Origin of the sequence: Caulobacter sp. AP07 (assembly GCF_000281955.1) — a bacterium.
In the GTDB taxonomy this organism is placed as follows: domain Bacteria; phylum Pseudomonadota; class Alphaproteobacteria; order Caulobacterales; family Caulobacteraceae; genus Caulobacter.
This window is the reverse complement of the sequence record NZ_AKKF01000197.1, coordinates 1-22,696: the sequence shown is the minus strand read 5'-3', so window position 1 is coordinate 22,696 and position 22,696 is coordinate 1. Positions and strand designations below refer to the sequence as shown.

At 70.3% G+C, this 22,696-nt stretch carries 24 protein-coding genes; 6 read left to right on the top strand and 18 right to left on the bottom strand.

The features are described 5' to 3' along the window. The 3 genes from PMI01_RS17395 to PMI01_RS17385 form a co-directional block, all read right to left on the bottom strand. Window positions 1-1,244, bottom strand: a 1,244-nt coding sequence (locus tag PMI01_RS17395) for an RNA polymerase sigma factor (RefSeq protein WP_007671797.1), incomplete at its 3' end; no start/stop codon positions are given. A 7-nt stretch (window positions 1,245-1,251) separates the two neighbouring features. Continuing rightward, complete coding sequence (locus PMI01_RS17390) at window positions 1,252-1,602, bottom strand: YciI family protein (protein ID WP_202948094.1); 351 nt, start codon at window positions 1,600-1,602, stop codon at window positions 1,252-1,254. Between the two features lie 149 nt (window positions 1,603-1,751). After that, window positions 1,752-2,561 (bottom strand): SDR family NAD(P)-dependent oxidoreductase, encoded by an 810-nt coding sequence (locus tag PMI01_RS17385; protein WP_007671794.1) that lies wholly within the window; start codon window positions 2,559-2,561, stop codon window positions 1,752-1,754. A 137-nt stretch (window positions 2,562-2,698) separates the two neighbouring features. Here PMI01_RS17385 and PMI01_RS17380 point away from each other — a divergent pair, with 137 nt between their 5' ends. Further along, window positions 2,699-3,172, top strand: coding sequence for a MarR family winged helix-turn-helix transcriptional regulator (locus PMI01_RS17380; protein WP_007671792.1), 474 nt, complete (start codon window positions 2,699-2,701; stop codon window positions 3,170-3,172). A 27-nt stretch (window positions 3,173-3,199) separates the two neighbouring features. Here the strand turns inward: PMI01_RS17380 and PMI01_RS17375 are convergent, their stop codons facing one another. The 6 genes from PMI01_RS17375 to PMI01_RS17350 all read right to left on the bottom strand — a co-directional run bounded on the left by PMI01_RS17375 (window position 3,200) and on the right by PMI01_RS17350 (window position 8,912). After that, a complete protein-coding gene (locus tag PMI01_RS17375) occupies window positions 3,200-3,973 on the bottom strand; it encodes a GTP--adenosylcobinamide-phosphate guanylyltransferase (protein ID WP_007671790.1) in 774 nt (257 codons plus the stop codon). Continuing rightward, complete coding sequence (locus PMI01_RS17370) at window positions 3,970-5,121, bottom strand: hypothetical protein (RefSeq protein WP_007671786.1); 1,152 nt, start codon at window positions 5,119-5,121, stop codon at window positions 3,970-3,972. The genes PMI01_RS17375 and PMI01_RS17370 overlap by 4 nt, the downstream gene beginning before the upstream one ends. Continuing rightward, window positions 5,122-6,186 (bottom strand): LptF/LptG family permease, encoded by a 1,065-nt coding sequence (locus PMI01_RS17365; RefSeq protein ID WP_007671784.1) that lies wholly within the window; start codon window positions 6,184-6,186, stop codon window positions 5,122-5,124. Continuing rightward, window positions 6,183-7,415, bottom strand: coding sequence for an LptF/LptG family permease (locus tag PMI01_RS17360; RefSeq protein ID WP_007671782.1), 1,233 nt, complete (start codon window positions 7,413-7,415; stop codon window positions 6,183-6,185). Before PMI01_RS17360 ends, PMI01_RS17365 begins: the two co-directional genes overlap by 4 nt. Continuing rightward, entirely contained in the window at window positions 7,412-7,849 is a 438-nt protein-coding gene (locus PMI01_RS17355) for an HIT family protein (RefSeq protein WP_007671781.1), read from the bottom strand. The genes PMI01_RS17360 and PMI01_RS17355 overlap by 4 nt, the downstream gene beginning before the upstream one ends. Before the next feature lie 139 nt (window positions 7,850-7,988). Then, a complete protein-coding gene (locus PMI01_RS17350) occupies window positions 7,989-8,912 on the bottom strand; it encodes a metallophosphoesterase family protein (RefSeq protein WP_035036913.1) in 924 nt (307 codons plus the stop codon). 157 nt (window positions 8,913-9,069) lie between these two features. Here PMI01_RS17350 and PMI01_RS17345 point away from each other — a divergent pair, with 157 nt between their 5' ends. Genes PMI01_RS17345 through PMI01_RS17335 form a run of 3 tightly spaced genes read left to right on the top strand, consistent with a single transcriptional unit; the run spans window position 9,070 to window position 11,974 of the window. Next, the gene (locus tag PMI01_RS17345; protein WP_238537079.1) at window positions 9,070-10,128 is read left to right on the top strand and encodes a CDP-alcohol phosphatidyltransferase family protein; all 1,059 of its coding nucleotides are present in this window, start codon (window positions 9,070-9,072) and stop codon (window positions 10,126-10,128) included. Further along, the gene (locus PMI01_RS17340; RefSeq protein ID WP_007671775.1) at window positions 10,113-11,045 is read left to right on the top strand and encodes a diacylglycerol/lipid kinase family protein; all 933 of its coding nucleotides are present in this window, start codon (window positions 10,113-10,115) and stop codon (window positions 11,043-11,045) included. Before PMI01_RS17345 ends, PMI01_RS17340 begins: the two co-directional genes overlap by 16 nt. Further along, window positions 11,042-11,974, top strand: coding sequence for a hypothetical protein (locus PMI01_RS17335; RefSeq protein ID WP_007671772.1), 933 nt, complete (start codon window positions 11,042-11,044; stop codon window positions 11,972-11,974). The genes PMI01_RS17340 and PMI01_RS17335 overlap by 4 nt, the downstream gene beginning before the upstream one ends. Window positions 11,975-12,016: 42 nt before the next feature. Here the strand turns inward: PMI01_RS17335 and spt are convergent, their stop codons facing one another. The 8 genes from spt to PMI01_RS17295 all read right to left on the bottom strand — a co-directional run bounded on the left by spt (window position 12,017) and on the right by PMI01_RS17295 (window position 20,265). Then, a complete protein-coding gene (spt, locus tag PMI01_RS17330) occupies window positions 12,017-13,234 on the bottom strand; it encodes a serine palmitoyltransferase (RefSeq protein WP_007671769.1) in 1,218 nt (405 codons plus the stop codon). A 3-nt stretch (window positions 13,235-13,237) separates the two neighbouring features. Then, a complete protein-coding gene (locus PMI01_RS17325) occupies window positions 13,238-13,489 on the bottom strand; it encodes an acyl carrier protein (protein ID WP_035036900.1) in 252 nt (83 codons plus the stop codon). Window positions 13,490-13,569: 80 nt separating this feature from the next. Next, window positions 13,570-14,535 (bottom strand): NAD-dependent epimerase/dehydratase family protein, encoded by a 966-nt coding sequence (locus PMI01_RS17320; RefSeq protein WP_007671763.1) that lies wholly within the window; start codon window positions 14,533-14,535, stop codon window positions 13,570-13,572. A gap of 3 nt (window positions 14,536-14,538) precedes the next feature. Beyond that, window positions 14,539-16,254, bottom strand: coding sequence for a fatty acyl-AMP ligase (locus PMI01_RS17315; protein ID WP_007671760.1), 1,716 nt, complete (start codon window positions 16,252-16,254; stop codon window positions 14,539-14,541). Further along, on the bottom strand, window positions 16,254-17,612 hold the full coding sequence (locus PMI01_RS17310) for a lipopolysaccharide biosynthesis protein (protein WP_007671758.1): 1,359 nt from the start codon (window positions 17,610-17,612) through the stop codon (window positions 16,254-16,256). Before PMI01_RS17310 ends, PMI01_RS17315 begins: the two co-directional genes overlap by 1 nt. Continuing rightward, window positions 17,609-18,778, bottom strand: a complete 1,170-nt coding sequence (locus PMI01_RS17305; RefSeq protein ID WP_007671756.1) for a hypothetical protein — start codon at window positions 18,776-18,778, stop codon at window positions 17,609-17,611. Before PMI01_RS17305 ends, PMI01_RS17310 begins: the two co-directional genes overlap by 4 nt. Then, window positions 18,775-19,404 carry an LPS export ABC transporter periplasmic protein LptC gene (lptC, locus tag PMI01_RS17300; RefSeq protein WP_007671754.1) on the bottom strand — a complete coding sequence of 210 codons (630 nt, stop codon included), beginning with the start codon at window positions 19,402-19,404 and terminating at the stop codon, window positions 18,775-18,777. The genes PMI01_RS17305 and lptC overlap by 4 nt, the downstream gene beginning before the upstream one ends. 96 nt (window positions 19,405-19,500) lie before the next feature. After that, window positions 19,501-20,265 carry a pseudouridine synthase gene (locus PMI01_RS17295; RefSeq protein ID WP_007671752.1) on the bottom strand — a complete coding sequence of 255 codons (765 nt, stop codon included), beginning with the start codon at window positions 20,263-20,265 and terminating at the stop codon, window positions 19,501-19,503. 115 nt (window positions 20,266-20,380) lie between these two features. Here PMI01_RS17295 and PMI01_RS17290 point away from each other — a divergent pair, with 115 nt between their 5' ends. Both PMI01_RS17290 and PMI01_RS17285 read left to right on the top strand, forming a co-directional pair. Beyond that, entirely contained in the window at window positions 20,381-20,680 is a 300-nt protein-coding gene (locus PMI01_RS17290) for a hypothetical protein (protein WP_007671750.1), read from the top strand. A 65-nt stretch (window positions 20,681-20,745) separates the two neighbouring features. Next, window positions 20,746-21,201, top strand: coding sequence for a hypothetical protein (locus PMI01_RS17285; protein ID WP_035036897.1), 456 nt, complete (start codon window positions 20,746-20,748; stop codon window positions 21,199-21,201). A gap of 192 nt (window positions 21,202-21,393) precedes the next feature. On the opposite strand, the gene pcaF is transcribed toward PMI01_RS17285, so the two are convergent. Further along, window positions 21,394-22,596 carry a 3-oxoadipyl-CoA thiolase gene (gene pcaF, locus PMI01_RS17280; protein WP_007671738.1) on the bottom strand — a complete coding sequence of 401 codons (1,203 nt, stop codon included), beginning with the start codon at window positions 22,594-22,596 and terminating at the stop codon, window positions 21,394-21,396. Window positions 22,597-22,696: the final 100 nt, after the last annotated feature.

Below are 22,696 nucleotides of genomic sequence, written 5' to 3'. Positions count from 1 at the left end.
CCCCCCCGCCGCTTCAGAAAATCCTGTTCGCGTCGGTTGCCGGCTAGGGTCGCCGCGGCTTCGAATTCGGCGCGCGCCTCCCCGAAGCGGCCCAGCTTGTGAAGCAGGTCGCCCCGGACGCTGGGCAGCAGGTGGTAGCCCTTGAGCGCCGGCTCGCCCACGAGCCTGTCGAGGATCGCCAGCCCCGCCTCCGGGCCGTGGGCCATGCCGACGGCGACCGCGCGGTTGAGTTCGACGACCGGGGAGGGCGCGACGGCGGCCAGTCGCGCATAGAGCCCGGTGATGCGCGGCCAGTCGGTGTCGCCCGCCGTCCCCGCCTGGGCGTGGCAGGCGACGATGGCCGCCTGCAGGGCGTAGACGCCGTCCGCCCCGCCCAGTTCGCGCGCCCGCTCCAGCGCCCGCAGGCCGCGGCGGATCCGTAGCTGGTCCCAGAGGGCGCGGTTCTGGTCGAGCATCAGGATCGGTTCGCCCGCCGGGTCGGTGCGCGCCGCCGCGCGCGAGGCGTTCAGCTCCATCAGGGCCAGCAGGCCGTGGGCCTCGGGCTCGCGCGGCGCGATGGCGGTCAGCGCGCGGCCCATGCGCAGCGCTTCGTTGCAGAGCTGGGGACGCAGCCAGTCCTCGCCGCGCGCCGCCGTGTAGCCCTCGTTGAAGATCAGGTAGACGACCTCCAGCACTGTCGAGAGCCGCTGCGCCAGTTCCTCGCCGCGCGGGGTCTCGTAGGCCAGCCCCGAGTCCGAGAGGGTCCGCTTGGCGCGCACGATGCGCTGGGCGATCGTGGTGTCGGGGACCAGGAACGCCCGGGCGATCTCATCGGTGGTCAGGCCGCAGATCATCCGCAGCGCCAGGGCCGCGCGGGCCTCGCGCGACAGCAGCGGATGACAGGCGGTGAAGATCAGCCGCAGCAGCTCGTCGCCGATGTCGTCGTCGAGGGCGGAGTCCAGATCGGGCATGGCCTGCTCCTCGGCCTCCAGGTCCCAGGCGACCATCTGGTGCTTGCGGTCGAGCATCCTGCCGCGACGCAGCCGATCCAGGGCCCGGCGCTTGGCGGTCGCCATCAGCCAGGCCCCGGGCCTTTCGGGGACGCCCGTCGCCGGCCACCGTTCAAGGGCGGCCAGCAGGGCGTCCTGAGTCAGCTCCTCGGCCAGCGGCACGTCGCGCAGCATCCTCGCCAGGCTGGTGATCAGCCGGGGCTGTTCGACCCGCCAGACGGCGAGGATCGCGCGGTGGGCGTCGGCGGCCGTCACGGCCGCCTCACTGGCCGGCGAACCCGGCGAACGCCCGAACCTCGCAGGTCCCCTCCCAGCCCGGCATGTGCTCGACGTGGAGCTGCATGAACTCGACCGCCGAGGCGACCGCTTCTTCCTTGCTGTGGAATTCGAAGATCGCGTAGCCGCCGATGACCTCCTTGGCCTCCACGAACGGCCCGTCGAGCACGCTGACCTTGCCGTCGGTGATGCTGACGCGGGCGCCGTTGGCCAGCGGCTCCAGGCCACCGGAATCGATCATGCGGCCGGCCTGGATCTCGCGGTTGGCGAGCTTGTGCATCGCCTCGATCAGTTCCGGGGTCGGGGCCGCGGGTTGAGCGGACTTTACGAACGACATGAAGCGCATAGGGCATCCTCCTGGAGCGAGCCGCGAACGTTATCGTCCGCTGCACTGTCTCGCTATTGAGGACGACGAACCAGCCCCTGGCGGATCGACACGCGACCCGAAGAAAATCGCGCCGCTCGTCGCGATCCGCTCGCCGGGGCCTATTGGCCCTGGCGATACATGTGTTCGGGCTTCACGCCGGCCGACTGGCCGCCGTCGATGGGGAGGGTCGCGCCGGTGATGAAGCCGCTGGCGTCCGAGCCAAGCCAGAGGACGGCGTTGGCGACCTCGTCGACGACCCCGATGCGCCGCATGGGCGTGGCCATCGCCGCCTGGCGTTGGGCCCGCTCGCCGGCTGCTTCCAGATGGTGCGTCAGGATCGGCCCGGGGGCCAGGACGTTCACGCGAACCCCCTGGTCGGCGTAGTCGAGCGCGGCGACCTTGGTCAGGGCGATGACGCCGGCCTTGCCTGTCACATAGCCGGCGAGATTGGCCACGCCCTGGACCCCCGCCAGCGACGCCATGTTGACGATCGAACCGCCGCCGGTCGCCAGCATGGCCGGGATCTGGTGCTTCATGCCAAGGAAGGTCCCGCGAATATTGGTCCGGATGGCGCGGTCGAAGTCATCGACGTCCATCTCGGCCAGGGGGCGGGGGATCGAGGCGTCGGTCGCGTTGTTGAAGGCGATGTCGAGCCGGCCGAACGCGTCCAGCGTCGCCTCGATCAGCTTCTCGACGGAAGACGCGTCGCCGACATCGACCGTCGCGAAGCGCGCCTGGCGCCCTTCGGCGCGGATGTCTTCGACCAGGCCGGCCAGCGCCGTCGCGTCGCGCGCCGCGAGCATGACCTTGGCGCCCGCGCGCGCCAGCGCCTTGGCCGTCGCGGCGCCGATGCCTCGACTGGCGCCGACGACCAGCGCGACCTTTCCATCGAGCAGGTCGGGTGGTGTCGCGGTGGAAACGGTGTTCAAGGCCTTGCTCCTTCGACGGACGATCGCCTGATCGCGGATGACAGGGCGCGGGACCTCTGCCATGTGTGAGTTCAGGAATAATGATTACATGATGTAATCATTATTATATGTAATCGATTGGAGCAAGGGGTGTCGACGTGAGCGACGGCGCGGGAGATGGCGCGCGGGACGGCGCCGCGTTCCTGTTGGCCCAGCTGGGGGCCCATGCGGCGGCGAAGTTCGCCGCGCGGACCCAGGCCCTGGGGCTGACGCCGCCGCTGGTCGGCGTCCTGCGGTTCCTGGTCCGCAATCCCGGATCGACGCAGAGGGAGCTGGCCGAGGCGATCGGCATGCCGCCCAGCCGGCTCGTCGCCATGGCCGACGAACTCGAGGGCCGGGGACTGGTGCATCGGGTGCGCGACGAACAGGACCGCCGCTCGCACCGGATCACCCTGACGCCGGCCGGCGAGGCCGAACTCAAGGCGATCGGAGAGCAGGCGCGGGCGCATGAGCAAGAGCTGCTGGCGGCCCTCTCGGCGGAGGAGCGCGGCCAATTGATCGACCTGCTACAGCGGGTCGCCGGCCAGCAGGGCCTCCGGCGCGGCGTGCATCCGGGCCTGTCGCGGCCCTGACCCCGCCGCGCCCGATGGATCGGCCTTTCAGCCTTCCACCAGGCTCCGCACCAGGTCCAGGTCGCTGGGCTTGTCGACGTCCACCGCCGCCAGCCCGTGCCGGGCCCGCACCGCCACGGCCTTGACGCCGGCCAGGGCGCCGATGCGGCCGACGGTCTCGTCCAGGGTCATCAGGCCCAGCAGGTAGCGGCCCAGCATCACCGGACCCAGCATGGCGGCGATCTTCCAGGGTTGCTTGCGGTGCTGCTCGACCTTGCGCCACAGGTCGATGGCCTGGAGGGCGCGGTCGGTCTTGAGCAGGAACAGGTTGCAGCCCGAATAGCGGCCGTCGCGGAACGCCAGATAGGTGCGCTTGGTCTCCGGCGCGGCGGCCCGCACCAGGGCCTCGGGGGCCAGCAGGATGGCGATGTCGGCGTCCTGCGGCGCATCGGCCAGGAACTCGGTCACCCATTCGGGGCGGAGCAGGGCGTGGTCCACCGTGGTGACCAGCAGAGGCGTGCCCATGGCCGCCGCGCCCTGGCGGACGCTCAGGCTGGGCCCTTGCGCCGAAGCCAGCACCTCGATGTCGGCGGCCAGGGTCGGGGCCGCCAGCATCGCCACCAGGGCCGCCTCCAGCGCCGCGTCCGAGGTCGAGACCCCGATCCGCCGCGCCCCGGCCTGGTCCAGCGCCGTCAGCACCCGGGTCAGCAGGGTCTGGCCGCCCAGGACGATCAGGCCCTTGTGGCTGACGCCGGCGTATTCGGCGACGGGATCGACCCCGCCGCGCGAGCCGGCCAGGACCAGGGCCTGGAAGCCGCTCAAAGCGCCTTCTCGTAGATGCGGTAGGTCTTGTAGATTTCCGCGCCCATGGCCTCGGAGATCCGTCGCATCGGCAGGTTGCCTTCCAGCACCCACGAGAACTCGAACTTGTCGTAGCCCAGGGCCAGGCCGGCGTCGCGGCCGGCGTTCATCAGGTGGAAGGGCACGACCTGGCCGCGCAGGCTGTCGGCGAACTTGCGCTTGAGGCCCATCAGCGGGATGCGGATCGACTTCACCCGCTTGACCTTCAGCCGCCACAGCAGCCTGGCCCAGCCGAACGGCAGCAGCTTGCCGTTCAGCCCCTCGATGGCCTCGTTGACGTTGGGCAGCAGCACGATGAAGCCGGCCGGCTCGCCGTCGATCTCGGCGAACAGGATCAGGCGCTTGTCGAGCACGTCCTTCAGCGCCTTGCCCAGCTGGGCGGTCTCGGCCTCGGTGGTGGGCACGAAGCCCCAGTTGCCGGCCCAGGCGTCGTTGAGGATGCTGGTCAGCGACCGGACCTCCTCGTCATAGCGGCTCATGTCGAGCTGGCGCAGGGTCACGCCCTCGGGCAGGCCGCGCTTGACCCGGCGCACCACCACGGCCGGCAGGGCGGCGGTGGGGTCGCAGACATAGGCGTAGACGTCCTTGGCCTTGGCGTAGCCCTGCTCCTCGACCCGCGCGGCGGCATAGGCCGGGTCGTGGCCCATCATCACCATCGGCGGGGTGTCGAAGCCGTCGACCAGCAGGCCGACCTCCTCGTTGATCGACAGGTTGAACGGACCCAGGGCGTTGGTGCAGCCGCGGGCTCGCAGCCAGTCCTCGGCGGTGCGGAACAGGATCTTGAACACCGCCGGGTCGTCCTCGGCGGCGATCATCCCGAAATTGCCGGTCTTCTGGCCGGGTTCCTGGACCGCCAGGGCGTCGATCTGGGCGCTGATCCGGCCCACGTCGCGGCCGGCCCGCTGGGCCAGCCACATCTGGACCTCGGCGTGCTCGAAGAACGGGTTGGTCTTCGGCGTCAGGGCGGCCATCCGCTCCATCATCAGCGGCACGACCCAGTTGGGGTCCTTGGCGTTGAGGCGGTTGGCCAGGTTGATGAAGCGCTTCAGCTCCGCCCTGGTGCGGACGGGAATGACCGTAAGGTCGGAATCGACGGTGTCGAACGGCATTCAGCCCTCCAAGACGACTAAGGCGTAGACCGCGAGGGCGGCGAAGATCACGGGGCCGCCCCAGACGGCGAGGAGTGGCGACAGCGCCCCCCCTTCGCCGAGGGCGGTCAGCATGCCGTTGGCGACCAGGAAGATCAGGCCGGCCGCCAGGCCGCCGGTCAGCAGCACGGCGCCCTGGCTGCTGCGGAAGTTGGCCAGGGCCACGGGCGCGCTGAGCAGCATCATCACCAGGGCCGTGAACGGGCCGGCGAAGGCGGCCAGGAACTGGGTCTCGTAATAGGCCGCCGGACGGTCGCCGCCGCCGTTCAGCAGCACGCGGCGAGCCGTGGCGGCGGTCGGCACCGGGCTGTCGGCGAACAGGGCCTGGACGTCCTGGCGATGCAGCGGCGAGGGCCAGCTCATCTGGGCGGCGGGCACGACATTGACCTGCTCGCCGTTGAACCGGACGATCACCGGCTTGTTCAGCGTCCAGCCGCCGCCGTGGCCGTAGGTGGCGGTCGGCGCCTCGATGCGCTCGATCAGTCGGCCGGCCTTGTCACGGCGATAGACCCTCACGGCGTTCAGCTGGCGGCCGTCGGACGAGGCGCCGTCGGCGATCACCAGGTCGTCGCCGGCCCGGAAGCTGCGCGGGCCCGGAACCTTGCGGTCGGCGACCGGGGTGGTCGCCTGCCACCAGGCGCTCAGCACCGGGTCGGTGCGCGGGGCGATGACCTGGGAGCAACTGAAGTCCAGGGCCATGACCAGGAAGGCCACGGGCAGGGCCATGCCGACGATGCGATAGGCCGAGATGCCGGTGGCGCGCATGGCGATGATCGCGCTCTCGCGGGCCAGTTGCGAGAAGGCGAACAGACCGCCGGCCAGGGTGGCGATCGGGGCCACCTGCTCGACCAGGCGCGGCGAGCGCAGGGCGGCGTAATACAGCACGCCTGCCGTGCCCAGGCCGCGGTCGAGGATTTCCGTGGTCACTTCCAGCAGGTCGAGGATCTGCAGGATCGAGAACAGGACCACGGCGGCGCCGAGCACCCGGGTCGCGACCGTGCGCAGGACATAGAGCTGGATCTTCATGCGTTCGCCCGTTCGAACTTGGAGCGGAACATGCGGCGGAAGCGGACGATGCCGGCGCCCATGCGGCGGATCAGTTCGCTGACCGGGGTCTGGCCGGGCCGCTTGCGGCTGCCGATGAACATCCAGACGCTGAAGCTGGTGAAGATCAGGAACGGCGCGCCGATCGCCGCCAGGGGCATGGCCTTGCCGGACTCCGCCAGGCTCTGGCCCAGTTGCAGGCTGTGCTGGAAGGCCAGCAGCAGCACGCCGGCGATGATCAGGCCGGGCGTGCGGTTGCCGCGCTTGGCGGCCAGGCCCAGGGGGAAGGCCAGCAACGGCAGGAAGGGCAGGAAGAAGGCCCGCGCCAGCCGGCCATAGAGTTCGGCCAGCAGGGTGGCGCGCGGCACGACCGGGTTGGGCCGCTCGGCCTGCCGGGCCAGTTCGCCCAGGGTCAGCTCGCGTTCGTCGCCGCCGCGGGCCCGCAGCAGGGCGGCCGCGCCGGCCAACGGCACCTGGGTGGTGAACTGGTCGAAGACCAGGGTGCGGTACTGGCCGCGCGCGTCCAGGCCGATCCGCTGGCCCTTGCGCAGCAGCATGGTGACGGTCTTGACCCCCGGGTCGGCTCCCAGGTCGGCGGTGGCGGCGGTGATCACCTCCTCGCGACCGTTGGCGTCGAGGCGGCGGATGAAGACGCGGGTCAGGCGCTGGCCGGCGGGGTCGGCGTCGTCGGCGGTCATCAGCAGCTTGGGCTCGTCGATGAAGGCTCCGCCCGACAGTTTGCCGTTCCAGCCGGCGTTGATGGCCTCATGCATCACGGCGCGATAGGCGTAGCGGCTGTAGGGCTGCATGTAGCCGAAGACGATCAGGCTGAAGACCATCAGGAACAGGCCCACATAGACGAACGGCGCGGCGATGCGGGTCAGGGACTGGCCGCTGGCCAGCAGGGCGTCGATCTCGGAGCCGTCGCTCAGCTTGGTGATGACGATGAACAGCGCCACGAAGAACGCCACGGGCAGGGCCAGGCCCAGATAGTGAGGCACCAGGTTGGCGGCCAGCGAGGTGACGTAGCCGAAGCGGGCGCTGCTTTGCGACAGCACGTCCAGCAGCCGCAGCACGCGTTCCAGCAGCAGGGCGATCACCGTCACGCCCAGGCAACCGATGATCGGCCAGAACAGCAGGCGCAGAAGGTAGCGGTCGATCAGGCGGAGGCGTGACGTGCCGTGCGGAACAGGGATCGGGTGCTTGCTCACGCCGCCGACCAGGCCTGCGCCAGGGTCTGGGCCAGGCGCTCGGCGGCGTCCAGGTCCAGGTCGACGGTGGAGCCCAGGGCGGGAACGGCGGGCCAGCCGGCGTCGTGGAACGCCCGGCCGTCATGCTCGCGCGTTCCCGCGTAGCGCGGGATCACGTGGAAGTGCACGTCCTTGTCGACCATCATCAGCATCAGATAGTTGATCTTCTCATAGGCCACGACCTCGCTGAGCATCCGCTCGATACCGTCCGTCGCCGTCTTCAGGTCGGCGAACGCGGCGGGACTCAGTTTCGAGAAAGCCTCGGCCTCTTCCTTGCATATCAGGACCAATGACCCAAACGTCGGCTGCTTGGGACGCACGAGAATGAGCCAGCTGGCCGTTTCGGCGACCTTGGTGCGCGGAAAACCGAAACTCGTCGCGGTGGGATTGGTCATGGTCGGCCTCGCCTCGGGGCGTGAGCCGCCGTCAGCCTTACAATAGGGATGCGCCCTTTTTGATGGAAGTACGATCCGCACGCTTCGCCGCGGCCGCCGCCGGTTTCGCGGCCATGGCCGGGTCGCGGATTCGCATGCGCTATCCGCGCTGAGGCGCCGGTCGGCCGGCCTGGGTGAGGACGTAGCGGCCCAGCTCCGCCACCTGGCCGGTCTTCGGGTCGAGCCCCCGCGCCACCACCTTGACCTCGCGGGACCCGTCCGCCTGGCGGGCGATCTCGACGCCGTGCCAGCGCGCGGCGGGATGGCCGAGGCCGCCGGCCGCGGAGGCGGAAGGCACGCCCAGCACCGGGATCATCGTTCCGTCCGGACCCGGGGTCGTCGCCACCATCGCCTCGTGGGCATGGCCGTGCAGGACGAGGTCCGCGCCGCGCCGGGCCAGCAGGGCCCGCAGGTCGTCCTGGTCGATCAGCGACTTGCGCCTGGACACCGCGCCCGGCACCGGCGGGTGGTGCAGCAGCACCACGCGGAACAGGTCGCGATAGGCGGGATCGCCGAGCAGGGCGTCGAGGCGTTCCAATTGCGCCGCGCCCAGCTGGCCGGTGGCCAGGTGCAGGGCGGTCGGCACGGCCGAGCACAGGTTGAACACCGCCACGCCGTCGCGGACCCGCACCTGCGGAAAGCTCGCCTCGCCGCCGTCGCCAAGCCAGGGCGCCCAGGACGCGAACGGCTGAGCCTGCCCGTGGTCGATCAGGGCGTCGTGGTTGCCGGGGCTGACGGTGATGTCGCGAGCCGGTCCCAGGGCCTCCAGCCATCGGCGGGCGGCCTCGAGCTCGACCTTCGACGCGAAGTTGGTCAGGTCGCCGGTGATGGCGACATGGTCGTGGGCCTGGGCCTTGAGGTCGGCGACCAGCGCCGCCAGCACCTCGGGCCGATGCTCCTCGCCCTTGCGTCGCCAGGCGATGCGGCTCAGCAGCCGCTTGGACAGCAGGTCTCGCCAGCCGAACGCGCCCTTCGGCGGCGGCAGGTGGAGGTCGGAGAGGTGGGCGAGGCGGAATATCGACAAGACTTGGATCACGGATTCTGGCGGAAGGAGCCGAAGCTGCTTATCAATCGCCTCGGGTTTCAAGGGGTTGTCTATCGTGACCGTCGAAAATGATCCGAAGGGGGCCGCCAGCCCGTCCGCCGTCACGGTGGGCCAGGCGAAAACCCGCCTCTGGGGGATGACCTCCGCCGAGCGGCTGTCGCGAATCTACCGCCGTCTGGACCTGGTCGAGGCCACGCCCGACACGGTGTTCATCCGGGGCGACGTGGTGGTGGTCGACGCCGGCTGGGTGTTCGACGAGTCGCTGATCAAGGCGCTGGCCGGTCGTCCGGGCGTGGCCCTGGTCGACGACAACGGCCGCGTGGTCGCCGTCAACGTGCCCGCCGCCGTGGCCCGGGACGCCATCGTGCGGCTGGACACCGGCGAGGACGTCACCGCCCTGGCCATGACCCGCCTGACGGCGCTGGAACTGGGTTCGGCCTACAACAGCGCCCTGCGCAAGCGCGAGCCGCCGGTGCTGGAGCGCCTGACGCCCGATACCCGCGTCGCCGTCGAGAAGCGCCTGTTCCAGGGCTCGTACAAGGGCGTCACCGACCTGGTGACCAAGTATGTCTGGCCGACGCCGGCCCGGATCGTCACCCGCTGGTGCGCCCTGGCCAGGATGACGCCCAACCAGGTGACCCTGATCGGCTTTCTGCTGGTGCTGGCGGCCTTCTGGCTGTTCTGGACGGGCCAGTACGGCTGGGGCCTGGTCTGCGCCTGGATCATGACCTTCCTCGACACCGTCGACGGCAAGCTGGCGCGGGTGACCCTGACCTCGTCCAAGTGGGGCAACGTCTTCGACCACGGCATCGACCTGGTGCACCCGCCGTTCTGGTGGTGGGCCTGGTTCGTCGGCCTCGGGGCCCTGGGCTTCACCGTGCCGCACGGCGGGCTGATGCTGGCGATCATCGTCGGCGGCTATGTCGCCCAACGGGTGGAGGAGGGGATCTTCCTGGCCCTGTTCAAGGTCGAGATGCACGCCTGGCGGCCGTTCGACAGCTTCTTCCGGCTGATCACCGCCCGTCGCAACCCCAACCTGATCCTGCTGACCCTTGCGGTTCTGGTCGGGCGACCCGACATCGGCTTCGCGGCCGTCGCGGTCTGGACGGCGATCTGTTTCGTCGTTCACGCCGCCCAGATCCTTCAGGGCCTGGCCGCGCCCAAGGGTTCCGTCGTCTCATGGCTATCGCGCTGATGCGCATCGGAGTCGTCCGCAATCCCAGGAGCCACGCCAACATCGGGCGCGCCGAGGAGACCTCGACGCCCGACGCGGTGCTGCTGGTCGAGCCCGCGACCCCCGAGGCCCTGGAACAGGACCTGGAGGCCTTCGCCCAGTGCGGCGTCGGCCTGCTGGTCATCGACGGCGGCGACGGCACGATCCGCGACGTGCTCAGCCTGCTGCCCCGCGCCTTCGGCGACAACCCGCCGCTGATCGCCCTGTTGCCCTCGGGCAAGACCAACGTCCTGGCCATCGACCTGGGCGTGCCGCGCGACTGGACCCTGGAGGACGCCATCGCGGCGGCCCGGTCCGACAAGGCGGTGATCAAGCTCCGCGCGCCGCTGGAAGTGCGCTGGGACGACGGGCGGCCGTCGCTGCGCGGCTTCGTGTTCGGCCTGGGGGCCTTCGTGCGCGCCACCAGCCTGGCCCAGAACGTCCACAAGCTGGGCGCCTTCCACAGCATCTCGGTGGCTATGAGCGTGCTGGGCGCGCTGATCGGCACGGTGATGGGCGGGGCTCGCGACGAGTGGCGGGCCGGCGTGCCCCTGTGCCTGGCCGTCGACGATCAGGACAAGCGCACGGCCGACCGCTTCATCGTCCTGGCCACCACGCTCAAGCGCCTGCCGTTCAACCTCATGCCGTTCGGACCGCCGCGCGAGGGCATGAAGTATCTCGAGGTCGACGCCCCGCCCCGGCGGTTGCCCGGCGCCTTCCCGGCCCTGCTCAAGGGGCGCGATTCCGCCTGGCAGGAACAGTACGGCTATCGGCGCGGCGACGCCGAGCGCCTGCGCATCACCACCGACCAGCCCCTGGTGGTCGACGGCGACGTCTATGACGGCGGCTGCGGCCTGACCGTGGGTCTGGCGCCGACCCTGCGGTTCCTGGCCTCGTGACCGAGACCGTCGCCAGCCTGACCCGCGACGAACTGTCGGCCCCGGCGCCGCCCCACGCGGTGGGCTACGCGGCCAGGCTGGTCGCGCTGTTCGAGGCGCCGCTGGCGGTGCTGTTCTACGGCTCGATCCTGCGGACCGGCGACCTGGACGGGGTGATGGACTTCTACGTCCTGACCGCCGGGCCCCGGCGGGGCTTGCGCGGCCTGGCGAGCCGGGTGCTGTGGCCCGACGTCAGCTATCACGAGATCGAGCTCGACGGCCGGGTGCTGCGCGCCAAGGTCGCCGCGATGACCCTGGCCCAGTTCCAGCGGGCGGTGATGGGGCGGGGCGCGGACACCACGATCTGGACCCGCTTCGTCCAGCCCGCGGCCCTGGTCTGGACCGCCGACCCGGCCATCGCCCCGGCGGTGATCGACGCGGTCGCCGACGCCGCCCGCACCGCCGCCCGCTTCGCCGCCGCCCTGGGCCCGGAGGAGGGACCGCCGCAGGCCTATTGGTCGGCCCTGTTCCAGCAGACCTACGCCGCCGAGTTCCGGGTCGAGAAGGGCGGACGCGAGCAGTCGATCCTGGCCTTCGACGTGGCGCGCTATGAGCGGCTGCTGATCGCCTGCTGGCGGGAGGAGGGGCTGCTGGACATCGTGTCGAGGGGCGCGGTGCAGCCGAACCTGCCGCCCGAGGAGCGCAAGCGGATCAAGGCCGCCTGGGTGCTGCGGCGTCGCCTGGGCCGGCCGCTGAACTATGCGCGGCTGATCAAGGCCGCCTTCACCTTCGACGGGGCGGCGCGCTACGCGGCCTGGAAGATCGAGCGCCACACGGGCCTGTCGGTGCCGCTGACGCCGTGGCGCGAGCGACACCCGGTGCTGGCCGCGCCCGGCGTGCTCTGGCGGCTCTGGCGCACGCGCCAGGCCCAGAACGCCAAAAAGGCCTGAGGTTTCCCTCAGGCCTTTTCAGGGTCTTGGATCTGGCGGCGGTTAGGCCGAGACGCGCTGCAGCGGGCTCTCGATCAGGCCCATCGACGCGCCGACCTCGGCGAACACGGCCAGGACCTGGTCGATCTGTTCGTCGGTGTGGGCGGCGCTGACGCTGGTGCGCAGCAGCGGACGGCTGTCCGGGGTGGCGGGCGGCAGGGCCAGATTCAGATAGACGCCGTTCTGCAGCAGGGCGTTCCACATGCCGATCGCGCGCTCGGTGTCGGGCATGGTGATCGCCACGATCGGGCTGGACGTCGGGCCGGTCATGAAGCCCATCGAGCTCAGGCCGTCGTACAGGCGGCGGGCGTTGGCCATCAGCTTGTGACGCAGCTCGGGCTGTTCTTCCAGGCGGCGCAGGGCGGTCACCGTCGAGGAGACCACCGACGGCGGCAGCGAGGCGGTGAACATGTAGGGACGGCAGGTGACGCGCATGACGTCGAAATCGTCCATGTCGGAGACGCAGAAGCCGCCGATGGCGCCCAGGCTCTTGGAGAAGGTGCCGACCACGAAGTCGACGTCGGCTTCGACGCCGGCCAGTTCGGCCAGGCCGCGGCCGTTTTCGCCAAGCACGCCCATCGAGTGGGCTTCGTCGACCAGCAGGTAGCCGCCCAGCTCGCGCTTCACGGCGGCGATTTCCTTGAGCGGCGCGATGTCGCCGATCATCGAATAGATGCCTTCGACGACGATCAGGCGCTCGCCCGGAACGTCCTTCATGCGGCGCAGGCGCTTGTACAGGTCTTCCGGGTCGTTGTGGCGGAAGCGGATGACCTCGGCATGGCCCAGGCGCGCGCCGTCATAGATGCTGGCGTGGCTGTCGGCGTCGAGGATCAGGTGGTCGCCGCGGCCGACCAGGGTCGACAGCACGCCCAGATTGGCCTGGTAGCCGGTGGTGAACACCATGGCGTGCTTGCGCTTGTAGAACTTGGCCAGCGCTGTCTCGAGCTCGACGTGCGCCTCGAAGCTGCCGTTGGCGATGCGGGAACCGGTCGTGCCGGTGCCACGCTCCTGCACGGCCTTGACCGACGAGGCGATCGCTTCCGGATCGAAGGTCAGGCCCAGATAGTTGTTGGTGCCCAGCAGGATGGTGCGTTTGCCGTTGATCACGCCTTCGGTCGGCGAGACCACGGCGTCGAAGCGCACGCTGAAGGGATCGGCGCCGGCTTGCCGGATTGCGTTGTATGCGTCGCGATATGCGATGTGCTTGTCGAACAGCCCCATTGCTTAGGCCCTATTCCGGAGATCTTTGATCAGGTTGGCGAGGTCTCCGGCCGTTTCGACCGAAGCCAGGCGATCCAGAGGAATGGAGATGTCGAAGCTGTCTTCGAGCTCCATGATGATGTTCATCAGGGCCAAGGAATCGACCGCGAGATCGCGGCCGATATGAGTGTCGTTCGTCACATCGACCGAGCGTCCGAGCACCTTGCCCGTAGCCAAGCCGATTTCACGCAGAGTGAGATCCGTAACAGCTTCCATCGAACGCGCCGACATCCCCGACCAAAGTCCTACATAACCGAATTGTAACAGGCGTCTTGCCAGAAAATCGCCGTAATAGGCTATTTTCGAGCTTTTTTATCCTTCAGCCAGCCTTCCGAGCGATACCAGCGCACGCTTTGCGCGAATCCCTCTTCGAGAGGGTACCGCGTCGGGGGAAAGTCCGGAATCGGATCGTTGCTAGATAGGGCCCAATCGGCGTGAAGCAACTCCCGGGCCTTGCCTGGCGTGAGAATTGTATCCTTGCCTGTGGCGATCGAAGCCCATTTTGACAGTTTCGCCAAAGATTTGATCGCCCACGCCGGAATCCGGACCAGCCTGGGCGAAGCGCCGACCGCCTTGGCCGCAGTTTGCATCAATTCTCGCCAGCCATACCCGTCCGGACGGTTGTCGGACAAGGCGTAGAGCCCGGGGCGCGGCGTTTTGACCAAGGCGGCGATGCGGGCGGCCGCGTCGTCGGCGTGGATCCAGGCCATGCGGGCCCTGGGGTCCAGGACCGGCAAAATCGCCGCCTCAGAGGCCATTTTGAACAATCTGAGCGTCTCGACGTCGCCCGGACCGTAGATGGCGGGTGGTCGGACAATGGTCAGGCTTTCGCCGAATATTTCGCGGGCCGTGTCCTCTCCGCCACGCTTCGAGGCCGCATAATCCGACAGCTGAGGTTCGCGCGCCGCCAGACTGGAGACCAGGACGAGTCGCGCGCCGGCCGCCTTGGCCGCCAGGGCGACCTGCCGCGAGCCCTCGACATTGGCCCGGTCGAACACCGCGCGGGACGAGGCCTTGATCAGGCCGGCCACGTGGACCACCACCTCGGCGCCGTCGCACAGCGCCGCCAGGGCCCGGGTGTTGGCCAGGTCGCCGATCACCAGCTGAGGTTCGAGGCCCAGCCACGCCGGATCGGCGATGTCGCGGCGGGCCAGGATGCGCACCGTCCAGCCGTCGTCGGCCAGGACCTTGATCAGGCGACGGCCCAGGAAGCCGGTGGCGCCGGTGACGGCCACCACGGCTCCGGTCGGAGCCCGGCTCATGGCCTAGACGCGCTCGGCGTAGGCGCCGGCCAGATAGGCGGCCCGGGCCTTGGAGCGGCTCAGCTTGCCCGACGAGGTCTGGGGCAGGGCGTGGGCCCCGACCAGCTGGACCTGGGTCTCGACCTGGTGGCGCAGGCGCAGCACGCCGGTGATCTTCTCGACCAGGGCGGTGCGCGTGCCTGAGTCGCCGCCGCGCGCCTGGACCAGCACCACGACCGCCTCCTCGCCGTCGCCGGGGACCGAGAAGGCCGCGACGTCGCCGCTGCGCAGGCCCTCGACCTCGGCCTCGGCGGTCCATTCCAGGTCCTGCGGCCAGATGTTGCGGCCGTTGAGGATGATCAGGTCCTTGCCGCGACCGGTGATGACGATCTCGCCGTCGATCAGGAAGCCCAGGTCACCGGTGTCCAGCCAGCCGTCGGCCGACAGCACGCGGGCGGTCTCCTCGGGCTGCTCGAAATATTCCCGCATCAGGCTGGGCCCGCGGGCGTAGATGCGGCCAATGCCGCGCTCGGGCAGAACGGCGCCGTTCTCGTCGCGCACTTCCAGCTCGTGGCCCGGCAGGGCGGGGCCGTTGCGGGCGAAGTCGCGCGAGCGGTCGGCGTCGTCGGTGACGACGGCCTCGTGCTGCTCCAGCCGCTCGACGTCCAGGCGCTCGACCTTCAGGCCGCCGCCCAGCGGGGCCATCGACAGGGCCAGGGTCGCCTCGGCCATGCCGTAGCTGGCCACATAGGCCGTGTCCGAGAAGCCGACGGCCGCGAAGCGCTCGGAGAACGCCTTCAGCGGACCGGTGCGGATCATGTCGCCGCCCAGGCCGGCGCTGCGCCAGTTCTTCAGGTCCAGGTGCTCGATCGACGCCACCTCGGCCCGGCGGGCGCACAGCTCGAAGCCGAAGGTCGGGCTGTAGGAGATGGTGCCGCCGTTCTTGGTGATCAGGTCCAGCCACAGCAGCGGCCGGCGCACGAAGGCCCCGGTCGGCAGCAGGTCGACCGACATCTGGCTGGTCATGGGGCTCAGCAGGAAGCCGATCAGGCCCATGTCGTGATAGAGCGGCAGCCACGAGACGGCGCGGTCGGTCGGCAGCACCTTGAGGCCGTCGCGGGTGATGGCCACGGCGTTGGCCATCAGGGCGCGGTGGGTGACCAGCACCCCGGTCGGGAAGCGCGTGCTGCCCGACGAGAACTGCAGGTAGCAGGTGTTGTCCGGCGTGACCTCGGGCAGTGCATGACCGGCCGCCTCGGGCAGGTCGGCCAGGACGCCGGCGAAGTCCAGCGCGGTCCTGGCGGCGATCTCGGCCACCCAGTCCTTCATGCCGTTCGGGCCGATCAGCAGCCTGGCGTGGGCCGAGCCCAGCATGCGGGCGATCTGCTCGACATAGGCCTCGCGGCCGCCCAGCGGCGCGGGCAGGGGCAGCGGCGCCGGGACCAGGCCGGCGTACTGGCAGGCGAAGAAGGCGCGCACGAAATCGGCGTCGGTGTCGGCGATCAGGCCGACGCTGTCGCCAGGCCTGGCGCCGGTGGCCAGCAGGCGCCGGGCCAGGTCCAGGGCCTGTTCGCGCAGCTTGGCGTAGGGCAGGGCCTCGACCAGTTCGCCGCGCAGCGAATAGAGGTTGACCCCGGTTTCACCGGTCGCCGCGAAGTCGAGCGCGGCGGTCAGGGTGGGGAAATCGGCGAAACGCACGGTTCGCGAGGAGGCGGTCGGGGTAATCTGCGGAGTCATCATCAGGAAAGGCCTTTGGCGCCGTTTTCACGGTCGGCGCAAGTTTGTTCATCGTCTTTGACGGCGGAGGTTTGGGCCAAGCTTCGCCGCAGGGCCCAGAACATGCCCAGGGCCATGGCGGCGGCGGCGGCGACCAGGGCGACGCCGGCCCCGGTCAGGCCCAGGGCGCGGATCACCGGGACCAGGGCCACCAGGTAGATGGCGCAGACCGCCCCGCGCACGCGCAGGGCGAAGCCGGCCTTGTTCATCGAGACCAGCATCGGCTCCAGCGGCAGGGCCAGCATGCCGATGGCGGCGGCGGCGACCTGCCAGGTCATGATCGGCGCGGCGGCGGCGAAGGGCTTGCCCATCACCAGGGTCAGCAGCGGTCCGCCGAACAGCACGCAGACCAGCAGCAGCACGCCGGCCACCGCGCCGCCCATCACGCCGATCTGGCCGGCCAGCCGGTGCATCTCCTTCTCCCCGCCGGTGGCCTTCAGCTTGGCCAGTTCGGGGTAGAGGGCGGGCACCAGCAGCTTGGCCGGCTTGGCCATGCCGTCGGCCACCTGCCGGCCGACCCGCCACAGGGCCGCCTGGGCCGGGCCCAGCACGGCGCCGACCACCAGGGTGATGACGTGGGTGAAGGCGGTGTCGAGGCTGCCGTTGAAATTGGTCGCCCAGGCGAAGCGCCAGGCGCCGGGCAGGCCCTCGCTCAGCGGACCGGCCAGGGTGAAGCCTTGCAGAAGTTTGCGGCGCGCCAGGTCCCACCAGGCCACGCCCAGCACATAGAGGAACGAGGCGACGGTGCCGGCCGCCCAGGCGGCCAGGAACCAGCCGATCGAGGCGTCGCAGACGAAGGCCACGGCGCAGCCGGCCAGGCGCACCGCCGAGCTGACGGCCTGCTCGGCGGCCAGGAAGCGGAAGCGGTCGAACAGGCGCAGCAGGCCCACCGAGGTGGCCGAGGTCATCATGGCGATCGACAGGGCGTAGAGCGCGGCGGCCGGCGCCAGCTCCTTCGGCCAGCCGAAGGCCGAGCCCAGCAGCAGCGCGCCGCCGACTCCCAGGGCCACCCCGACCGCCGCCCCGATCAGGTCGAGCAGCATCGAGAAGCGCAGCACCTGCTGGAAGCGCGGGCGATCGTCCTCCAAGAGGGCGCCGGTCCCGTACTGCAACACCGTCTGCCAGGACTGGAACTTGGCCACGTCGCCGAGGAACTGGGCGTAGGCGTTGATCAGCACCAGCATGCCCATCTGGACGGCGCCCAGGCCCCGCGCGGTCATGGCGATATAGGCCAGGCCGACCAGGGCGTTGACGGTCCGGCCGCCGAGCAGTGTTCCGGCATTGGCCAGAACCCGCTTCAAGACGTTGGAATCCTGGGTCATTTTGGCCGACGGTTCGACTTCGGCAGCCGGTCGATGATCGCCTGGGCGGCGCGCGTCGACGACGGCGTCTCTTGCAGGTCGAAGCTCTCGGCGAAGCCGTGCTCCTGGGCCTCGACATAGTCGCCGTGCGTGCGCCGGGCCGAGCCGACGGCGTCGAGCAGGCCGTCCACGCCGTCCAGGACCGGGCCGTAGCGCCAGTGGTGGAAGCTCTCGTCGCCCTCCCAGGCGACGCCCTCGGCGTTGAGGAACAGGCAGGGCTTGGGCGTGCGCAGGAACTCGTAGACCTGGCTGGAGACGTCGCCCAGATAGATGTCGGCCGCGCGGGTATAGGTCATGTCGATCGCGGCCGGCCCGCCCAGGTCGAGGTGGATGCGCGGATGATCGACGAACGGGGCCAGGGCCTCGACGGTCTTCGGATCGGCGCCTTCGAAGAGGCGGATATGGGGAGCGAAAATCAAATTGTAACGCCGGTCGTCGGCGAATTGCTCGAGCACCCGTCGGCCCCAGCGTGTCCATGAGCCGAGAGTCGGGTGGAAATGGGGGTTGTACAGCACCACCGGCCTGGCCTGGTCGAAGACGGGCAGGGGCGAGGGCGGCAGGGCGTCGATGATGTCGAACTTGGGATAGCCGACCATGGCGCAGGCCCCAGGGGTGACCCAGCCTTCGTCGATCATCCGGTCGCGCTGCTTGGGCCCGGCGGCCATCACCAGGTCGAACGTCCGCAGCCGCGCCTCGAACGGCCCGCCGCGATCGCCGGCTCCGTGCTGGGTGTAGACCAGTAGGCTGTCCTTGACCCCCAGCTTGCGCAGCAGGGCGGTGGTGCGCTCGGGCGTGACGATGGCGTCGAAGCGGCCCAGTTTCCGGGCGTTGGCGGCCAGCATCAAGGCCTTGGGCGGCGTGACGGCGCCCCTCAGCCGCAGGTTCCGCAGCCAGGTCGGCGGCAGCAGGCGCGAGGCGATCGGCGGGGCGCCCAGGGCGCCCAGCAGGCCGCGCACATAGTCCAGGTGCTCCTGCGAGGTGGCGGCGATCTCGACGTCGATGTCGGGCCAGCCGCGGGCCATGGCGATGGCGATCGGCAGGCTGTGCAGGATCTGGTGGGTCTGGGCGATGTAGAGGAAGCAGACCCTGGCCCTGGATCCGCGCGTCTCGGCTCTGGACTGGATCACTGCTGCGGTTGAAGGCGCGTGCGCACCCGGCCCTTGAAGATCACCCGGTCGCCCTTGTCGCCGACCGTGTAGCTGTCGGCCTGCACCTGGCTGTTGTTGGGACCCGCGCCCTGGATGGCGGCGTTGCCTACCAGGTCGCCGGTGCGGGTGTCGATCAAGGCCTTCTGCGAGGCGAAGCGGTAGCCCGCGCCGTTGTCGATCTTGACGTCGCCGGTCAGCAGCAGCGAGCCCTTCTCCTCCTGGTAGGCGCCGTCCTTGGACACCACGTGGGTGGGGGCGTCGGAGCCGTAGCCGCGGATCAGTTCCGGGCTCTTGAGGAACACCTGGTCGGCGTTGTTCGGGTCGCGCGTCGCCGAGGTGGCGGTGATCAGGAAGGCGCGGCCGTCCTTCAGCGTGCCGGTGAAGCGGGGGTTTTCCATCCGCAGCGGCGCGCCGCTGGCGGCGAGCGGCGCGTCCTTGGCGGCCATGGCGCGGATCGTGCCCTGGCCGACGATCGCCACGGCGACGCCCAGGGCGATCGTCGGCAGGATGGTCCGCAGCGCGCGCACCGGCTTGCGGTGGCGGTTGCGGTTCTTGCGCGGCGGCGCTGGCTGGTCTTTGGCGGCGGTCGGGCTGATGGCGATCATGACTGTGTGAACTGTCGGTGACGGACGACCGGACTTAGTCCTCCCGGCGCGATCCCCCAAGAGGTATTGCGACCCTGCCCCCCGCTTGGCCGGGGGTCAACGGCCGCTGATCAAGCTTGACCGTTCGGCCGGGGTCAAGGGGCGCCAGCGCCCCTCCGGCAGGTCGCCCAGCAGCAGGTCGCCGATGCGGATTCGCAGCAGGTCGACCACGGTCAGCTCGACCAGTTCGCACATCCGGCGGATCTGGCGGTTGCGGCCTTCCTGCAGGATGAACCTCAACTGCTGGCGGCCGACCAACTCCACCTGGGCGGGGCGCAGCGCGCGCTCGTCCAGCTCGAGGCCGTGGCGCAGCAGGGCCAGCTTGTCGTCGGTGATCCAGCCGTCGACCCAGACCAGATATTCCTTCTCCATCTCCGAGGCGGGTCCGATCACCGCCTTGGCCACCACCCCGTCCTCCGACAGGATCAGCAGGCCGCGCGAATCCATGTCCAGGCGGCCGACCGGGGCCAGCTTGTTCTCGAAGCCGGGGATCACCGGGCTCTGGCCGTACAGGGCCTCGCGGGTCAGCAGGCGCACGGCGGGCACCTGGCCGGTGTCGGGCTGGGCCGAGACGACGCCCACCGGCTTGTGGATCATCACCGTCAGGGCGCCTTCCAGCTGGGCCTGGGCGCGGTCGGACAGCACCAGGGTCTGGCCCGGCTCGATCTTGCGGCCGACGTCGTCGACGCGCAGGCCGTCGATCGACACCAGGCCCTGCAGGATCAGCGCCTCGGCCTCGCGCCGCGAGCAGACGCCGTTCTGGGCCAGCCAGCGGTTGACCCGCTGCGGCTCGGCTTCTTCGTACAGGCGGGTCCAGGCCATGGTCGAGCGTCCAGAGAGGTGAGCGGGCCTGTCTAGGGCCGCGAGGGTCCGCTTCGCAACCGCCATGGGCCAGTGATCGTTTGATGATCGGTGAAACTTGGCTTGGAGAACCGCGATGATCGACGCCGTCGACAACGACACCGCCCTCGAGGAGGTCCTGGCTTTCCTGGAGGAGCCGCCCATCCCGGGTTCGCCGGACGACGCCCGGTTCGGCGCGCGTTTGCGCCAGGTCCTGGCCGCTTCGATCATCGATGAGCCCGAGAACGAGGACGATCCGGTCCCGCGGGCCGAACTGCCGCTCGACGACGACCTGCGCCGCCGGCTGGAGAAGGTGGCCAGGCATCACGCCAGCAATCCGTTCGGCGACCATCCGGACGGCATCGGCCCCACCCTGGGGATGAACCTGCGCAAGTAGGCGAACCGTTTGGGGACATGCGCTTGTGCGCGTCCCCGTCCTCAACCCTGGCCACATCGAAGCGGATGGCGCGCAAGCTCAAGGTCTTTGCCTGGTCGGACGGCCTCCACGACTACACGGTGGCCACGACCTCGCGCGCCAGGGCGCTGGAGGCCTGGGACGTCGGGCGCGACCTGTTCAAGGACGGCGCGGCGCGGGAGGTCGGCGAGGGCGCGGCCCATGACGCCGCCCTGGCCGCGCCGGACACCGTCATCACCACGGCGGCCAGCGGCCTGGGCGCGGCGTTGAAGGCGCTGCCGGCCAAGGCTCGACGCAAGCCGTCGAAGGCGGAGGTCGCGCGGGCCGAGGCGCTGGCGGCGTTGCGGGCCCAGCTCGAAGCGTTGGAGGACGAGGCCGAGGCGTCCGAAATGGCCTTCGCCGAGCGGCGCGGGGCGCTGGAGGCCGAAGAGGCGGCGGCGATCGAAGGCTTCGCCAAGCGGCGGGCCAGGCTGGAGCAGGCGATCCGGGCGGCGGGGGAGTAGGCGCTCTTGTCCGACGGCATCCACCTAACTTCACCCACCCACACCCGTCATCCCCCGACTTGTTCGGGGGACCCAAGCCGAGCTGGCCGGTACCTCATTGGCAACACCGCTTGGGTCCCCCGCATAAAGCGGGGATGACGACGATGGATGGGAAGCGGCGGAGGTGATGATGGTGGGCGCGGCTCCAGCCCCCTAAACCCGCTCCACCACCATCGCGATGCCCTGGCCGACCCCGATGCACATTGTCGCCAGGCCGTAGCGGCCGCCGCGCCGGTGCAACTCCTCGACCAGCGTCAATCCCAGCCGCGCCCCGCTCATGCCCAGCGGGTGGCCCAGGGCGATCGCGCCGCCGTTGGGGTTCACGTGCTCGCCGTCGTCGGGCAGGCCCAGGTCGCGCAGCACCGCCAGGCCCTGGGCGGCGAAGGCCTCGTTCAGCTCGACCACGTCAAGGTCGCCGATCGACAGGCCCAGGCGGGCCAGCAGCTTGCGCGTGGCCGGCACGGGGCCGACGCCCATGACGCGCGGCTCGACCCCGGCGGCGGCGACGCCCAGCACGCGGGCGCGGGGCCTCAGGCCTTGGGCCTTGGCCGCCGCCTCGGAGGCGACGATCAGGGCGGCGGCCCCGTCGTTGACGCCCGAGGCGTTGCCGGCGGTGATCGTGCCGTTCGGCCGGACGATGGGCTTGAGGGCCGACAGCGCCTCGATCGTGGTGGCGCGCGGATGTTCGTCCCGGGACACCACCACCGGGTCGCCCTTGCGCTGAGGCAGGGTGACCGGGACGATCTCGGCGTCGAACCGGCCGCTGGCCTGGGCGGCCGCGGCGCGGGCCTGGCTGCGCAGGGCGAAGGCGTCCTGGTCGGCGCGGCTGACCTTCCAGTCGTCGGCGACGTTCTCGGCGGTCTCGGGCATGGCGTCGACGCCATAGGCCGCCCGCATGCGCGGATTGACGAACCGCCAGCCGATGGTGGTGTCGAAGATCTCGGCGTTGCGCGAGAAGGCGCTGTCGGCCTTGCCCATCACGAACGGCGCGCGGCTCATGCTCTCGACGCCGCCGGCGATCATCAGCTGGGCCTCGCCGGCCTTGATGGCGCGGGCGGCGACGCCCAGGGCGTCCAGGCCCGAGCCGCACAGCCGGTTGACGGTCGAGCCGGAGGCGGTGGTCGGCAGGCCGGCCAGCAGGGCTCCCATGCGCGCCACGTTGCGGTTGTCCTCGCCGGCCTGGTTGGCGCAGCCCAGCACCACGTCGTCCAGCGCGCCCCAGTCGACGCCGCCGTTGCGGGCCATCAGGGCCGCCAGCGGGATCGCCGCCAGGTCGTCGGCCCGCACCCCCGCCAGCGCCCCGCCGTAGCGGCCGATCGGCGTGCGGATGGCGTCGCAGATGAAGGCGTCGGTCATGGTGGGTCTCGCGAACAGATGTTTGACACACCCTAGCCGCCCGCCCCGGACGATCAAGACGCTCTTCTCCTCTACCCGCGCCTGCCGACGCCCCCCCCCC